The organism is Cupriavidus sp. GW822-FHT06G04 (assembly GCF_058799075.1).
The window spans coordinates 324,742-339,600 of the sequence record NZ_JBXALD010000007.1 but is presented as its reverse complement, the minus strand read 5'-3'; the positions used below and the strand labels follow the sequence as shown (position 1 = coordinate 339,600).

The window sequence follows — 14,859 nt, the reverse complement described above, 5'->3', positions numbered from 1 at the left end:
GGATTGCCTTTACTTTTCCGTTTCCACCAGGCCCTTGACGAACCAGCGTTGCATCAACACCACCACCACGGCCGGCGGAATCATCGCCAGCATTACGGTGGCCATCACGAGGTTCCAGTCGGTGGCCGCATCGCCGGAGCGGGAAATCATTTGCGTGACACCGACCACCACCGGTGTCATCGATTTCTGGGTGGTAATCAGCAGCGGCCAAAGATACTGATTCCATCCGTAAATGAACTGGATCACAAACAGCGCCGCGATACTAGTGCGCGACAGCGGCAGCACCACGTCCCAGAAAAAACGCAGCGGCCCCGCGCCGTCGATACGCGCGGCTTCCGCCAGTTCATCGGGAATGGTCAGGAAAAATTGACGAAACAGGAACGTGGCCGTCGCCGATGCAATGATCGGGATGGTCAATCCAAAATAGCTATCGAGCAGGCCGAGATCCGAGACCACCTTGTATGTCGGCAGAATCCGCACTTCCACCGGCAGCATTAGCGTGACGAAAATCATCCAGAAAAACGTCTTGCGCAGCGGAAAGCGGAAATAGACGATCGCGAACGCCGAGACAATCGAGATGGCGATCTTGCCCAATGCAATGCCCAGCGCCATGATCAGGCTGTTCTTCATCATTGTGGAAACCGGCGCCGCCGATTCGCCCACACCATGGAACAGCACGGTTCGGTAATTCTCGATCAAATGACTGCCGGGCAACAGCGTCATTGGCGCGTCCAGCACCTGCTCCGCCGTCAGTGTCGAGGCAACGAAGGTGAGATACACCGGGAAAGCGACCACCAAAATGCCGGTGATCAGCACCAGGTGCGAAATAAAGTCCAGCACAGGACGACGTTCTATCATTTGACTGCCTCCTGTCAGTACTGGACCTTGCGTTCCACGAATCGGAACTGCACCACGGTCAGCGCGATCACGATCACCATCAGCACCACCGACTGCGCCGCCGAACCACCGATATCCATGCCGCGAAAGCCGTCATGGAACACCTTGTAGACCAGCGTGTTGGTTGAGTTGAACGGCCCTCCGTGCGTCACCGCATCGATGATTGCAAAGGTGTCGAAGAACGCGTAGACGATATTGATGACCAGCAGGAAAAACGTCGTCGGCGAAAGCAGCGGGAAAATGATCGACCAGAAACGCTTCCAAGGGCCTGCGCCGTCAATGGCCGCCGCCTCGATCAGCGATTTCGGAATACTTTGCAGGCCCGCCAGGAAGAACAGGAAGTTGTAGCTGATCTGCTTCCACGCTGCTGCCAATATCACCAATGCCAGGGCCTGCTTGCTGTCGAGCAGATAATTCCAGTCTACGCCCATCGTGCGCAGCGCGTACGACACGACACCGAGCGTGGGGTTGAACATAAACATCCACAACACGCCCGCCACGGCCGGTGCAACCGCATACGGCCAGATCAGCAACGTCTTGTAGCCGGTGGCCGCACGCACCACGCGGTCGGCAAAATAGGCCAGCAACAGCGCCACCGACAGCCCGACCACGGTTACGCCGATCGCGAATATCGCAGTGACCTGAAACGACTCCAGGTAATTCGGATCGTTCCAGAGCGCCATGAAATTGTCCGCTCCGACGAAGTCGAGATTGATGCCGAAGGCATCCTGCTGCAGCATCGACTGCCACAACGCCTGCCCGGCGGGCAGAAAGAAGAAGACCAGCGTGATGACGATCTGCGGCATGACCAGCAGATAAGGCAACCACGGCGACCGGAATACGACGCGCTTTTCCATTATCAGGATTCCGCTAACACAAACAAATGCAAGCGGGCGACGGTTATCCCGCCGCCCGCCTCAGCCCCGGGGCAGCTGCCCGCCGGATTATTCCCTTGCGGTCTTCTGGAAGCGTTCCAGTTGCTCGTTGCCACGCGCGATGGCCGCATCGAGCGCGGCCTTCGGCTCCTTCTTGCCTGCCCACACCGACTCGAGTTCCTCGTCGACGATGGTGCGGATCTGCACGAGATTACCGAGGCGCACGCCACGGGATTTGTCCGTGGTCTTCACCACCATTTGCTCGACCGACACGTCGGCACCCGGATTCTTTTCGTAATAGCCGGACTTCTTGGTCAGCTCATAAGCAGCCATCGTCACCGGCAAGTAGCCGGTAGCCTGGTGCCAGTCGGACTGAATTTCCGGTTGCGACAGGAACGTGAAGAACTTGGCAACGCCCTTGTATTCTTCCGCCTTCTTGCCGCCCATTACCCACAGCGAGGCGCCGCCGATAATGGTGTTCTGCGGCGCGCCGGCAACGTCCGGGTAATACGGCAACTGCGAAACGCCAAACTGGAACTTGGCGTTCTTGCGAATATTCGCCAGCGAAGCCGACGAGCCCGTGAACATTGCGCATTCACCGTTATAGAACTTGGCCTGAGACTCCGACTTGCGGCCGCCGTAGCTGAAATAGCCCTTCTTGACCATTTCCTGCAGATTGGTGATGTGCTTGACATGCAGCGGACTATTGAATACCAGTCGCGCGTCGGTGCCGCCAAAACCGTTGTTCTTGCTGGCAAACAGCGTGTTGTGCCAGGCCGAGAAGCTCTCCAGATGCACCCAGCTTTGCCAGTCGGTGGTGTAGGCGCAATTCGTACCCGATGCCTTGAGCTTGGCCGAATACTGCATGACTTCGGGCCAGGTCTTCGGCGGCGCGGCAAGTCCGGCCTTCTTGAAAGCGTCCTTGTTGTAATAGAAGACCGTGGTCGAGCTGTTGAACGGGAACGACAGCATCTCGCCCTTCGACGACGTGTAATAACCGGCCACTGCCGGGATATACGCCTTCTGGTCGAATTTCTCGCCAGCTTCCTTCATGACCACCGAAACCGGCTTGATGGCGCCTTTCGCGCTCATCATCGTCGCGGTGCCGACCTCGAACACCTGCAGGATTGCCGGCGCGCCGCCGGCGCGGAACGCCGCAATGCCGGCGGCCATCGTCTCGTCGTAATTGCCCTTGTTGACCGGCACGATCTTGTAATCGGACTGGCTGGCGTTGAACTTGTTGGCGATCTCGTTGACCTTGTCGTTCAGCGCGCCCTGCATGGCGTGCCACCACTGAATCTCAACAGCCGCGTGGGCTGTACCGGCCAGCGCAAGACTGGCCACTGCGGCGAACTTCAATGCGAAGCGCGGAAACGACATGGGATTTTCTCCTGAGGCTGTAACTTCGGTCCGACGATTTTTTTGAAAAAGCGACCGACTGTATGCATTTTTTGTGACAGGGATGTTACGCCGCTCTCTTGTCACGGAACACCGGGCAAACCCGCCTTGCAGAAGCGAATGTTGCAGCATATTGACGACTGACAATCGGCCTATGTTGGCCATCCGGGACTACAATTTGCCGCCATGACCGAACCGATCCCATTTTCCGCATTGCCCGATGACGCGCTGCGCCGTGTCCGTGGAATCTTGACCGATATCGACGGCACATTGACCACCGATGGCCGCTTGCCCGCATCGACATATCTGGCGCTGGACCGCCTGTCACGCGCCGGACTGCACGTGATCCCGGTCACCGGGCGCTGCATCGCCTGGGCCGAAATCCTGACGCGCCTCTGGCCCGTTGACGCGATCATCGGCGAAAACGGCGCGTTCTACTCGCATCTGACCCATGGCAAGCTGGTCACACGCTATCTGGACGATGCAGCAACCCGGGACGCCAACCTCTACCGTATCCATGCGCTGGGCCAGGAAATCCTGCGCGAAGTACCTGGCAGCGCGCTGGCGTCAGACCAGGCGTGGCACGCGGCGGACCTCGCGATCGATCACGCGGAAGACGTGACACCGCTTCCGCAAGCGGCGGTCGACCGTATCGCTGCCATGATGCGCAGCGCCGGCATGACCGCGACGGTCAGCTCGATTCACGTCAACGGCTGGTTTGGCCGGCACGACAAGTTGTCGATGAGCCGACTGTGCGTCAAGGAACTACTGGGGGATGACATCGACGCCAGTCGCGACGAATGGCTGTTCATCGGCGATTCGGCCAATGATGTGGCTATGTTCGGGCATTTCCCGTTGTCGGTCGGCGTGGCGAACGTGCGGGACATCCTCGACAAGCTGCCGGAGAAGCCGGCTTACATTACCGAGTCCGCCGGCGGGGAAGGATTCGCGGAGATGGCCGAGCGAGTGCTGCGGGCCAAGGGTTTCTGAGATATTGCGCGGGCCGAGCCCCTCGCCTACACAACGAGGCAAGGGGCAACCGGGCAAGGGGCAACCGGCAACGGCCGCAGATCAATCGAAGCCGAGCTCCTGCAGCTTGCGAGTGATCGTATTGCGACCGATACCGAGTCGCGTCGCGGCCTCGACACGGCGGCCCCGCGTCACGCCAAGCGCGGCTTCCAGCACCGCTTTCTCGAAGCGTCGCGTCAGCACATCCATGACTTCCGTCTGTCCCGATTCAAGCATGGTCTTCGCTTCGCCTGCGAGCAGGTTTTCCCAGCTTTGGGAAAGCGCAGCCGCGGCATAGGCAGGCGCCACCGCCGCAGACGGCGCGACCACCGGCGGACGCGTGGCGAGCATCGTATCGCCCTCGCCCGCATTCATGGCGTAGTCAGCCGCATCCGGCGCATCGTACTCGGGAGCGCCCGGACGCGGATCATTGATCGGACGCGCTACCGACAGGCTGTCGCCATGTCCTGCGTCGATCATCTCGCGCGGCAGATCCTTGACTTCGATCGTCTGCGCCGGCGCCATCACGGTGAGCCAGTTGCAGAGGTTTTCGAGCTGTCGCACATTGCCCGGGAACGGCAGCGTGCTGACATAACCGAGCGCGTCGTCGGACATGCGTTTTGGTTCAACGCCCAGTTCCTTGGCACTTTTCTGCAGGAAATGCCGGGCCAGCAGCGTAATGTCCTCGGGCCGCTCGCGCAGCGGTGGCAGGCGCAACCGGATCACGTTGAGCCGGTGGAACAAGTCCTCGCGGAACAGTCCCTCCTTCACGCGCGTCTCAAGATTCTGGTGCGTGGCGGCAATCACTCGCACATTGGCGCGCAACGGGTTGTGGCCACCGACGCGATAGAAATTGCCATCCGACAGCACGCGCAGGAGCCGCGTCTGCAGATCGAACGGCATGTCGCCGATTTCGTCGAGAAACAGCGTGCCGCCTTCGGCTTGTTCGAAACGACCGCGGCGCATCGTCTGTGCGCCGGTGAATGCGCCGCGCTCGTGGCCGAACAGTTCGGACTCGAGCAGATCCTTGGGAATGGCGGCCGTGTTCAGTGCAATGAAGGGCCCATTGGCGCGCGGACTGTGCTTGTGCAGCGCGCGCGCGACGAGTTCCTTGCCGGTCCCGGATTCGCCCGTGATCATCACCGTCACATTCGATTGCGACAGACGTCCGATCGCGCGGAACACGTCCTGCATCGCGGGCGCCTGGCCCAGGATCTCGGGCGCATCGACTAGCCGGTCGTCCATTTCCTCTTCGCGCAGACTCTCCTCGAGCGCGCGGCGAATCAATTCGACGGCCTTGTCGACATCGAACGGCTTGGCCAGGTATTCAAACGCACCGCCCTGAAATGCCGCCACTGCGCTGTCCAGATCGGAGTACGCAGTCATCACGATGACCGGCAGGCCGGGATGGCGCGCCTTGATGGCCTGCAGCAAATCGAGGCCGGATCCGCCCGGCATGCGGATATCGGAAATCAGGACCTGCGGCTCATCGTCTTCCAATGCCGCGAGCACGTCGCGCACATTGGTAAAACTGCGGGAGAGCAGGCTTTCACGGGCAAGGGCCTTTTCCAGGACCCAGCGGATTGATTGATCGTCGTCGACTATCCAGATCGGCTTCATGTGCGTCGCTTGTCTGCTCGGTGTCATGTGGTCTCCCGTGCTACCCCGCCACGCCTGCCGCATCGGCCAAATCGTACGGCGGTCAATGCAGCGGCAACAGGATACGGAAGTCGGTACAGCCCGGCCGGCTCTCGCATTCGATCAAGCCCTCGTGCTGCTGCACGAAGGTTTGAGCGAGTGTGAGACCGAGACCGCTCCCGCCATCCCTGCCCGATACCAACGGATAGAAGATGCGTTCACGAATGTCCTCGGGGATTCCCGGGCCGTTGTCTATCACATGCAAATCCAATGCCAGCTTGTACAAACGCTTTGCAATCGTGACCTGACGCGCCACACGGGTACGCAACACGATCTGCGCGTCGCCATTTGCGATGCGCTCGCTCAAGGCCTGCGCGGCGTTATGCACGATGTTCAGCACGGCCTGGATCAACTGCTCCATATCGCCGCGCAGGTCCGGCAGGCTCGCATCGTAGTCGCGAACGATATCGAGCCCATTCGGAAACTCGGCCAACACCACCGAACGCACACGCTCCAGCACCTCGTGAATGTTGAGCTCGGAAACGATGTGGGGATGCCGGTGCGGTTCCAGCAGACGATCTACCAGCGTTTGCAGCCGGTCGGATTCCTTGATGATGACCTGCGTGTACTCGCGCAAGGCGCGTTCCGGCAACTCGAATTCCAGAAGCTGCGCCGCGCCGCGGATACCGCCGAGCGGGTTCTTGATCTCGTGGGCCAGATTGCGGATCAGTTCCTTGTTGGCAGACGTCAGGTCCAGAATTCGCTCTTCGCGCTCGCTGCGCACCTTTTGCTCGTTGAGCAGAATCTCGACCAGCACGATGCTGGAAAACCCCTCGATGCCGCCGATCACCACATGCGCATGCAACGGTTCCTGCAGCGGCGGACGCAGAACCAGATCCTGACGCCGCACGTCCACCTGCCGCGCGATCACGGTCTCGATCATCGTGTCGAGTTCTTCCGACGCGCCGAACAGATCCGGCAGGGAGAGCTCCACCATGGCCTTTCGCGACACGGCAAAGCTCGCCTCCGCAGCGGGGTTGGCGTAGACCACGCGCAGCCCGGGCTGGCGCACCATCAGCACAGGATTGGCCACCACATCGAGGCCGGGGTGGAAGATCACGTCGCCAAGCGGCCGCACGTATGAATCGCCCTCGTCCGGACCGACGGGCTCTGGCTTGCGATCCACACCGGTGACTTTGCGCGAGACTCCGCGGATAAGGCGACGCATGGGCTGTTAGTCCTTCAGATTCGAAAGCTCCCGCTGAAGCGAGGCCACGTTTGCCTCGCTGCGGGTAATGTCATCGCGCAGCCGGGCCGTGCGATCCAGATATTTCTGATAATTGCGCTCATTTCCCTGGCGCTCGGGTTCACCGTTGTTGTATTCGGCCCGCAAGCCAGCAAGCTTGCCCTGCTCGCTCTGCAGTTCCTGCTCGAGCACCGCGCGGCGTTCGCTGTCGCGATTCTTCTGCGTGGCGCTGTCGACACGAGGAAAAGCCGCCGGCGAAACCGCCGCGGACTTGGCCGCGCCGGACGCCGCGGGGCCGCTGCGCGTGCCGGGCACGGTCACCACATCGGGCAGGTTGAGCTTCTTGCAGTCACGGCTGTTGCCCGGATTGCCGTTGCGATACTCCGGCACGCCATTGGCGCCCTTGCACATATAGACATCGGACGCCTGCGCGGCAGCCGGCGCGCTCCACGCGGCCAGCGCCGAAGCCGCCAACATCACCAGAACAGGGAATCCCACGCGCATTTGGTGCGGGAGCACCGGGCCGATGCGGCCGAAAATCTTGCTAGAAATCGCTTCCATGAACATCGACATGACGGTTAGGGAAAGAGCCCCATTCTAGCGATCAACTTCGTTTCAAAACAAAAAGGGACAGCCGAGGCCGCCCCTTCCTGGTGCAACTGTTGCCCGGCAACAACCTGGCAACGCACGTGCGCGCTTACAGCGAGTAGTACATGTCGAACTCGATCGGGTGCGTCGTCATGCGGAAACGCGTGACTTCTTCCATCTTCAGTTCGATGTACGCATCGATCATCGAGTTCGAGAACACACCGCCGCGGGTCAGGAACTCGCGATCGTTGTCCAGGTACTCCAGCGACTGGTCGAGGCTCGAGCAGACGGTCGGGATCTTTGCGTCTTCTTCCGGCGGCAGGTCGTACAGGTTCTTGTCGGCAGCTTCGCCCGGGTGGATCTTGTTCATCACACCGTCCAGGCCGGCCATCAACAGCGCCGAGAAGCCCAGGTACGGGTTCATCAGCGGATCCGGGAAGCGCGTTTCGATGCGGCGGCCCTTCGGATTCGCCACGTACGGAATGCGGATAGAAGCCGAACGGTTGCGGGCCGAGTAGGCCAGCTTCACCGGCGCTTCGAAGCCCGGCACCAGACGCTTGTACGAGTTCGTGCCCGGGTTGGTGATGGCGTTCAGCGCGCGAGCGTGCTTGATGATGCCGCCGATGTAGTACAGCGCGAATTCCGACAGACCGGCATAGCCGTTGCCAGCGAACAGGTTCTGGCCGTCCTTCCAGACCGACTGGTGAACGTGCATGCCCGAACCGTTGTCGCCCACGACCGGCTTCGGCATGAACGTGGCGGTCTTGCCATAGGTGTGCGCGACGTTCTGGATCACGTACTTCTGCAATTGCGTCCAGTCGGCGCGCTGCACCAGCGTGCTGAACTTGGTGCCGATTTCGTTCTGGCCCTGGCCAGCCACTTCGTGGTGGTGGACTTCAACCGGAATGCCCAGCGATTCCAGAATCAGGCACATTTCCGAACGCATATCCTGGAACGTGTCGATCGGGGCAACCGGGAAGTAGCCGCCCTTCTTGCCCGGACGGTGGCCGCTGTTGCCATGCTCGAATTCCTTGCCCGACGACCAGGGTGCTTCTTCGGAGTTGATCTTGACCGAGCAACCCTGCATGTCGATGTTCCAGGTCACGCCGTCGAAGATGAAGAATTCGGGTTCCGGACCGAAGAAAGCGGTGTCGCCCAGGCCGGTGCTCTTCAGGTAGGCTTCGGCGCGCTTGGCGATCGAACGCGGGTCGCGGTCATAACCCTTGCCATCCGAGGGTTCGATCACGTCGCAGGTCAGTACCAGGGTGGGTTCTTCGTAGAAGGGGTCGATGTGGGCGGTGCCCGCATCCGGCATCAGCAGCATGTCCGATGCTTCGATACCCTTCCAGCCGGCGATGGACGAACCGTCAAAGGCATGGCCGCTTTCGAACTTGTCTTCATCGAAGTGCGACGTCGGAACCGACACGTGCTGTTCCTTGCCCTTGGTATCCGTGAAACGGAAATCAACGAACTTGACGTCGTTTTCCTTCACGAGCTTCATCACATCTGCAACGCTGTGCGCCATGCCTATCTCCTGGAAATTCGAGGCTGTGTCTGAGAAAGCCATTGTTGGTGCGGTCGATCTTTGCTTCGATCCAGACCACCCCAAAAGGGACGAGGAATGTTAGCAGAAAGCATGCCAACGAAAGCCCCCCATCTGCCGGTAATCGCCCGGACTTCCCGAAAAGCGTGCATCGGCGGACAAGTCCGCACCGCAGCGGGGTTGGCGGATTGCATACAACTTCGCGTCGTTCGCCGCTCAAGCTCGCGCACGCGCGCCACGCCCCACCTGCAACCTCATCAGGAAACACCATAAAGGTGCATTCATCAAGGGAGTGCACTTATATTGTGCATCCCGGTGAATTACGCACCGAATTGGGGTGAGTCGCGTGGCGCACCTACGCAGTTTTTTCGGGACCATCCATTTCGGCCAACGGCCGCGCGCTAGAATAGCGCCGAATTCATGCGCTTCCCAGTGCCACGACGAATGGCGTGGTTTTGCGACGTCGTACGCGGCGCCTGTCCAACTACCTTGACCATGTCACAAAAGATGACTACCCGAGACTCTCTCCTTCAGACTGCCAAGGAACGGCAGCAACAAGGCCAGCTGGCGTACTTCGGCGCTCTGAGCCCCGAAGAAGCGCATGCGCTGCTGCAGGCCGATCCCAAAGCCGTTCTGGTGGATGTCCGCACCCAGGCGGAACTTGACTGGGTCGGCGGCGTCGCCATTCCCGACGAACAGTTTGCCCATGTGGAATGGTCGACTTATCCGGGCGGCACGCAGAATCCTGATTTCGTCGCTGAATTGAAGGCGCGTGTCCCGCAGGACGCGCCGGTGCTGTTCCTGTGCCGCAGTGCCGCGCGCTCGAAGCACGCCGCCCGCATTGCCACCGAAGCGGGCTACCAGTTCGCCATCGACGTGCTGGAAGGATTCGAAGGCGCTCGCGATGACCACCATCACCGCAAGACCGTGGAAGGCTGGTGTTTCCGTGGCCTGCCCTGGCACGGCGCGTAGATCGCGCCACCGTTGGCCTCGAAAGCAAAAAGACGCCTTGCGGCGTCTTTTGTTTTTTGGCGGCGATTCGGGATGCGCTACTGCTCGACAATCTCGAAGCCCATCGCGCGTACCCCTTCGAACAGCATTGCGTAGGCGGCCGGGACCGATTCTGCCAGGCCCTTGACGCCAAGATCGATATGGCGGCGCGCAAAGCGATCGCCGCGGCTGACATCGCCGACCGACGGCAGGCTGAACACACGAATACCCGGATAGGCGGCCTCTACCTGCTCCATCAGCGGCGTCAGCGTGGATTCCGGCGCTTCGAACACATAAAACGCGCGCGCCTGCTCGGCATCGCGATGGAACAGCGGCGCGTAGTAATGGTCGAGCACCCACTCCATCATCGGCCACGCCATGACCGGAAAACCCGGCATGAAATGGTGATCCGCCACCGAGAAGCCGGGAATGCGGTTGTAGCTGTTCGGGATGATGCGCGCGCCCACTGGGAATTCGCCCATCTTGAAGCGATGCTGGTTTTCGGGGCGGTTCAGGTCGGCCTTGACCGGATCGCCTTCGGCCGATTCTGCAATGCGCAGCGCGATCTGTTCGCGCGCATCGGGATGCAGCGCCAGTTCCACACCCAGCGCCGCGGCGGCGCATTGCCGAGTGTGGTCATCGGGCGTGGCGCCAATGCCGCCGGTGCAGAACACGATATCGCTGCTAGCAAACGTGCGGCGCAGCGTGGCGGTGATGCGGTCGCGCTCGTCGCCGATGTATTCCGCCCAGTTCAACGCCAGGCCGCGCGCGTTCAGCAATTCGATCGCCTTGCGCATGTGCTTGTCTTCACGGCGCCCGGACAGGATTTCGTCGCCGATGACAATCAAACCAAAACCCATGATGCCCTCTTGTTTTCCGTATTCAGGATTGCTCGATGCGACGCACGTCGGACGGCGACAGATCGATCACGTCGGGAGCGGGCGACGCCGCCGCAGCGCGCTCCGCGCGCAGATCGGCCAGCGCGCGCAGGCAATAGTGGCCAAACCACAACGCCGAAAAAATGAATATCAGCACGTAGAGCCACAGCGTGCCGGCCAGCACCACCGGGAACAGGAAGATGATGACAGCGGACCAGACCCACAGCAAGGTCGGCGCGGAACCCAGCAGGCCCACCGCCACGCCAATCGCCAGCAGCGGCACACGGTGGCGTTTCATGAGCGTCTTGCGCTCCTCCGCCGTGGCATGCTCCGACAGCGCGTCGTAGGTCATCACCCGATAGGTCAGCCACCCCCACAGCACCGGTGGGATCAAGGCAAAAAATGGCGGAATCAGCCAGAGCGGCAAGGTGACGATCATCAACAACAGAAACACCACCGTGTTGCCAAGCGCCTGAAACACGCTGCCGGCAATGCTGCCGCCGTGCGCCTTGAGCAGATCGGGATAGCTGCGATCCAGATGCCTGACTACGGCCGGCACCGAAAACAGACTGATGAAAATCAGCATCGAGGCGATCACCAGCGGAATCGCCAGCGTGAGCACGAACAGTGGTGCCACCACCGTACGCAGCGACTGCAGGCCCAGCCAGTCGAGCATCGAATAGATCCAGCTGGTGAATGCGGATCCTTCAAGCAAGGTTCGCGCGGTGGTCATGATCGGTTCCCAGCCCCACCACAGCATGCCGCCCCAGATGACGGTCGCGAGAATGAAGGGAACCACGGTCAGCATCAGCATGCGCGGATGCAACTGGCTGACCAGCGCACGGGCAAACGAGCGGAAGATATCGTTCATGCAGTCAAGAGATTGAGGAGAGCCCCGGGAAGCCAGGCAAGCCTAGCACAGCATGGGGCACTGCCCGTCACCCAAGCCGCAGCAGTCGCTTGATGCCCAGCCACTGCTGGGACAGGAAACCGGCGCCGTAGTTGCGGCCCCGCCCCGTCGGCGGCGGCATTTGGTCGCGGATCCCGGTGGGATAGTAGGACTGGGTGAACACGGCCGTGCGGAACAGCATGTCCCACCACGGAAAGATCACCCCATAGTTGCAGCCGCCCAGACGCGCTGGCTTGCCATCCTTGCCCTGGCGCTCGTGACCCAGGCCCACCGCGTGGTGCGTGCGATGGAACCGCGGCGAGACCAGCAGGCGCTCGCCGAGCCAGCCGAAATGCAGACGCAGGTTGGCGTGCTGCAGGCTTTGCAGCAACTGGGACAGTGCGACCAGCAGCACGTACTGCGACGGCTCCACGCCCACCGCAAGCGCGACGGTCGCAAAGACGAAATCCCGCAGAATATCGTCGAGCAGATGGTTGCGATTGTCGCTCCACAGGGTCATCTGCTGCTGGCTGTGATGGACGGCATGCAGGCTCCACCACCAACGGTAGGTGTGCGACAGCCGGTGATACCAGTAGTCGAGCAGGTCGAACAACAGCAGGTAAACGAAGAAGCTGACCAGCGGAACCGACGTAACGCCCGGCCACCAGTCTTCGACATTGACGCGCTGCCAGCCCAGCAGGCGCAAATGTCCTTCGATCGAATCCATCAGCGGCGCCAGCAGGAAGAACATGGCCAGCCGGAACAGACCCAGGCGGTGAATCAAAGTATAGAAAACGTCCGTGCGGATGGCCCGGCGGTCGGTCACCCGCTCGACCGGACGTAGCTTCTCCAGTGGGCCGAGGATCAGCACCATCACCGCGATTTGGACCACGCCCACCAGCAGCCATTCCGTGCCGGTGAATGCGTCTTCGGCATAGCCGCCAAACCCGAGGTTGTAGACCACAGGCAATATGGCGTCCTGAAAGACCGTGGCTTCGATCTGGCCGACCCAGAGATTGAGCCAGTTAGTGAAAGCGTCCCACATTACCGTTTCGACCCCGTTGCAGTGGCTTCCGTCGCCGCTGGCTGCCCGGCGCGCACGGGCCCGCGCTGAGCGATCCAGCCCTTGAATTGCGGATGCTCGCGCAGCGTGGCGAAGCAGAAGCCCTTCTGTTCCAGCCCGCTGATCAATGGCTCGAGCACGGCCGGCGCCCAGGCGTCCTTGCGTGACCAGATGCCGAGATGTGCCATGGTGATATCGCCGTCCCGCAGATCGCGCAAGGCTTTGTCGAGCAGCGCCTGGTTCGGAAATTTCTCGGACGACAGCTCGTCGCCCAGGAATCCGGCCGGCGCCCAGCCCACATGTCGGAAGCCGCATTGCTCCGCCCACGCCAGCGTCTGCGGCGCGGTGCGGCCGCCCGGCGCGCGCCAGAGCGGCACCATCGGCTGCCCCGTCATCGACTGGAATGCCTCGGCGCTGCGACGCAATTCACCGCAGAACGCCGCTTCGTTCATGACCACATCCTTGCCGCCATGCTGGCCGAACTGCGGGCGCATCGTGACTTTGCCGCCCGTCACGCTGCGCAGGTAGACGTGATCGAAAGTATGCGTGCCGAAGGCATGGCCGTCAGCCGCCAGCGATTTCCAGTATGGCGCCCAGCTCGCGTCTAGCGAACTGTCCTTGTTGACGGTTGGCTCGTTGGCCAGAAAGAAAGTGGCGCGGATGTGATGCTTGCGCAGCGTGCGTGCGATCAACTCGGCCTGGCTCATGCTGCCGGTGTCGAACGTCAGGTACAGCGTGCCGGCGCGGCATGTCCGCTCGGCAGGCGCGGACTCCGCGGCAAGGGTCACGGTGGCCGTGATGCCCAGCGCCAGCGCGGCAATGCGGGAAATCGTCCTGCGCATGATGTCCTCAATACAGCGGCGCGCGGGTCTTGAAGTAGATCCCGTGCGGCGACTTGCCGACGCGAATGGTCTTGACCAGCTTGCGGCTGGCCACATCGATCAGACCTACCGACCGCGCCCAGCGGAAGGTCACCCACAGCGTCTTGCCGTCGGCGGTCAGTTCCATATCGTCGGGGCCCGGCAGCAGGCCCGTAATATCACCCACCTTCGACAGCGTCTGCTGGTCGATGATACTGATCGAACCCGACACCCGGTTGGTCAGGAACAGATGCCGCTTGTCGCCCACGGCGCGGAAGTTGTGGGCACCTTTGCCGGTTTGGATCTGCTTGACCACGGTGCGCGTGCGCCAGTCGATCACGGCGACATAGTCGGCGCCCGTCATGCCCACCAGCAGATATTTCTGGTCTGGCGTCACCCAGATGCCCGCCGGGGCCGAGCCGGCTTCCATGGTCCACAGGACGGTCAGCGTGTTCAGGTCGATCGCTGCGATCTGGTTGGAATCCTGCAGCGTGACAAAGGCAATCCGGCTGTCGGCGGTGAAGGCGATGTGGCTGGGCGTCTTTGCAAGCGGAAACTGCCGAGCCATCTTGAGCTGGTGACCGTCCCAGCGATAGACATCCACCCGATCCAGTCGGTTGCCGGTCGCGACAAACCACTTCTGGTCCGGCGAAAACCCGACCTGATACGGATCGTCGATATTGGGCACACGCTGCTGCACCTTGCCCGTCACCGGATCGAGAAACACCAGATCGTTGCCAACCGCGTTTGCGACGATCAGCGACTTGTCGTCCGGCGTGGCGATCAGATGATGCGGCTCCTTGCCGACGGGAAAGGTCTCAATGACTTTCTGGGTGTCCTTGTCGATCAGCGTGACGCTTGCGTCACCAGAATTGAGGATCACCACCACCTCTGCAAGCGCTGGGGCTGACACAAGGGCCAAGGCCAAGGCGCCAACCGAAACCACGCCAGCCGCTACACGACGCAATGCGAGCATAAGACCGTTA

The 14,859-nt window shown here is 61.4% G+C and carries 14 protein-coding genes; 2 read left to right on the top strand and 12 right to left on the bottom strand.

Going from position 1 to position 14,859, the window contains the following annotated elements; genetic code table 11:
- Nucleotides 1-9: 9 nt before the first annotated feature.
- The 3 genes from ugpE to ugpB all read right to left on the bottom strand — a co-directional run bounded on the left by ugpE (nucleotide 10) and on the right by ugpB (nucleotide 3,152).
- Entirely contained in the window at nucleotides 10-858 is an 849-nt protein-coding gene (ugpE, locus tag AC1RKI_RS18115; protein ID WP_061958057.1) for a sn-glycerol-3-phosphate ABC transporter permease UgpE, read from the bottom strand.
- A 14-nt stretch (nucleotides 859-872) separates the two neighbouring features.
- A complete protein-coding gene (gene ugpA / locus AC1RKI_RS18110; RefSeq protein ID WP_061958056.1) occupies nucleotides 873-1,754 on the bottom strand; it encodes a sn-glycerol-3-phosphate ABC transporter permease UgpA in 882 nt (293 codons plus the stop codon).
- A gap of 87 nt (nucleotides 1,755-1,841) precedes the next feature.
- Complete coding sequence (gene ugpB, locus AC1RKI_RS18105; protein WP_492795094.1) at nucleotides 1,842-3,152, bottom strand: sn-glycerol-3-phosphate ABC transporter substrate-binding protein UgpB; 1,311 nt, start codon at nucleotides 3,150-3,152, stop codon at nucleotides 1,842-1,844.
- A 204-nt stretch (nucleotides 3,153-3,356) separates the two neighbouring features.
- Between ugpB and AC1RKI_RS18100 the strand changes: the two genes are divergently transcribed.
- Entirely contained in the window at nucleotides 3,357-4,160 is an 804-nt protein-coding gene (locus AC1RKI_RS18100; protein ID WP_492795092.1) for an HAD-IIB family hydrolase, read from the top strand.
- 81 nt (nucleotides 4,161-4,241) lie between these two features.
- Here the strand turns inward: AC1RKI_RS18100 and ntrC are convergent, their stop codons facing one another.
- The 4 genes from ntrC to AC1RKI_RS18080 all read right to left on the bottom strand — a co-directional run bounded on the left by ntrC (nucleotide 4,242) and on the right by AC1RKI_RS18080 (nucleotide 9,175).
- Nucleotides 4,242-5,798, bottom strand: coding sequence for a nitrogen regulation protein NR(I) (gene ntrC, locus AC1RKI_RS18095; protein WP_061958053.1), 1,557 nt, complete (start codon nucleotides 5,796-5,798; stop codon nucleotides 4,242-4,244).
- Between the two features lie 82 nt (nucleotides 5,799-5,880).
- A complete protein-coding gene (gene glnL, locus AC1RKI_RS18090; protein ID WP_150982144.1) occupies nucleotides 5,881-7,044 on the bottom strand; it encodes a nitrogen regulation protein NR(II) in 1,164 nt (387 codons plus the stop codon).
- A 6-nt stretch (nucleotides 7,045-7,050) separates the two neighbouring features.
- Complete coding sequence (locus tag AC1RKI_RS18085) at nucleotides 7,051-7,623, bottom strand: hypothetical protein (protein ID WP_061958093.1); 573 nt, start codon at nucleotides 7,621-7,623, stop codon at nucleotides 7,051-7,053.
- 136 nt (nucleotides 7,624-7,759) lie between these two features.
- Nucleotides 7,760-9,175, bottom strand: coding sequence for a 3-hydroxylaminophenol mutase (locus tag AC1RKI_RS18080; protein ID WP_061958051.1), 1,416 nt, complete (start codon nucleotides 9,173-9,175; stop codon nucleotides 7,760-7,762).
- 525 nt (nucleotides 9,176-9,700) lie between these two features.
- Here AC1RKI_RS18080 and AC1RKI_RS18075 point away from each other — a divergent pair.
- Nucleotides 9,701-10,165, top strand: a complete 465-nt coding sequence (locus tag AC1RKI_RS18075) for a rhodanese-like domain-containing protein (protein ID WP_150982142.1) — start codon at nucleotides 9,701-9,703, stop codon at nucleotides 10,163-10,165.
- 77 nt (nucleotides 10,166-10,242) lie between these two features.
- Here the strand turns inward: AC1RKI_RS18075 and AC1RKI_RS18070 are convergent, their stop codons facing one another.
- The 5 genes from AC1RKI_RS18070 to AC1RKI_RS18050 form a co-directional block, all read right to left on the bottom strand.
- Nucleotides 10,243-11,043 (bottom strand): competence/damage-inducible protein A, encoded by an 801-nt coding sequence (locus AC1RKI_RS18070; protein ID WP_061958049.1) that lies wholly within the window; start codon nucleotides 11,041-11,043, stop codon nucleotides 10,243-10,245.
- A gap of 22 nt (nucleotides 11,044-11,065) precedes the next feature.
- Nucleotides 11,066-11,932, bottom strand: a complete 867-nt coding sequence (locus AC1RKI_RS18065) for an EI24 domain-containing protein (protein WP_061958048.1) — start codon at nucleotides 11,930-11,932, stop codon at nucleotides 11,066-11,068.
- Nucleotides 11,933-11,999: 67 nt separating this feature from the next.
- Nucleotides 12,000-12,995 carry a sterol desaturase family protein gene (locus AC1RKI_RS18060; protein WP_490714693.1) on the bottom strand — a complete coding sequence of 332 codons (996 nt, stop codon included), beginning with the start codon at nucleotides 12,993-12,995 and terminating at the stop codon, nucleotides 12,000-12,002.
- A complete protein-coding gene (locus AC1RKI_RS18055) occupies nucleotides 12,995-13,855 on the bottom strand; it encodes a polysaccharide deacetylase family protein (protein WP_492795089.1) in 861 nt (286 codons plus the stop codon). The genes AC1RKI_RS18060 and AC1RKI_RS18055 overlap by 1 nt, the downstream gene beginning before the upstream one ends.
- Before the next feature lie 7 nt (nucleotides 13,856-13,862).
- Nucleotides 13,863-14,849 carry a YVTN family beta-propeller repeat protein gene (locus AC1RKI_RS18050; RefSeq protein ID WP_061958045.1) on the bottom strand — a complete coding sequence of 329 codons (987 nt, stop codon included), beginning with the start codon at nucleotides 14,847-14,849 and terminating at the stop codon, nucleotides 13,863-13,865.
- Nucleotides 14,850-14,859 lie beyond the last annotated feature (10 nt).

Coding starts and splice junctions, on each gene's coding strand:
- ugpE (WP_061958057.1), bottom strand. CDS start 858: ATGATAGAACGTCGTCCTGTGCTGGACTTTATTTCGCACCTGGTGCTG.
- ugpA (WP_061958056.1), bottom strand. CDS start 1,754: ATGGAAAAGCGCGTCGTATTCCGGTCGCCGTGGTTGCCTTATCTGCTG.
- ugpB (WP_492795094.1), bottom strand. CDS start 3,152: ATGTCGTTTCCGCGCTTCGCATTGAAGTTCGCCGCAGTGGCCAGTCTT.
- AC1RKI_RS18100 (WP_492795092.1), top strand. CDS start 3,357: ATGACCGAACCGATCCCATTTTCCGCATTGCCCGATGACGCGCTGCGC.
- ntrC (WP_061958053.1), bottom strand. CDS start 5,798: ATGAAGCCGATCTGGATAGTCGACGACGATCAATCAATCCGCTGGGTC.
- glnL (WP_150982144.1), bottom strand. CDS start 7,044: ATGCGTCGCCTTATCCGCGGAGTCTCGCGCAAAGTCACCGGTGTGGAT.
- AC1RKI_RS18085 (WP_061958093.1), bottom strand. CDS start 7,623: ATGGAAGCGATTTCTAGCAAGATTTTCGGCCGCATCGGCCCGGTGCTC.
- AC1RKI_RS18080 (WP_061958051.1), bottom strand. CDS start 9,175: ATGGCGCACAGCGTTGCAGATGTGATGAAGCTCGTGAAGGAAAACGAC.
- AC1RKI_RS18075 (WP_150982142.1), top strand. CDS start 9,701: ATGACTACCCGAGACTCTCTCCTTCAGACTGCCAAGGAACGGCAGCAA.
- AC1RKI_RS18070 (WP_061958049.1), bottom strand. CDS start 11,043: ATGGGTTTTGGTTTGATTGTCATCGGCGACGAAATCCTGTCCGGGCGC.
- AC1RKI_RS18065 (WP_061958048.1), bottom strand. CDS start 11,932: ATGAACGATATCTTCCGCTCGTTTGCCCGTGCGCTGGTCAGCCAGTTG.
- AC1RKI_RS18060 (WP_490714693.1), bottom strand. CDS start 12,995: ATGTGGGACGCTTTCACTAACTGGCTCAATCTCTGGGTCGGCCAGATC.
- AC1RKI_RS18055 (WP_492795089.1), bottom strand. CDS start 13,855: ATGCGCAGGACGATTTCCCGCATTGCCGCGCTGGCGCTGGGCATCACG.
- AC1RKI_RS18050 (WP_061958045.1), bottom strand. CDS start 14,849: ATGCTCGCATTGCGTCGTGTAGCGGCTGGCGTGGTTTCGGTTGGCGCC.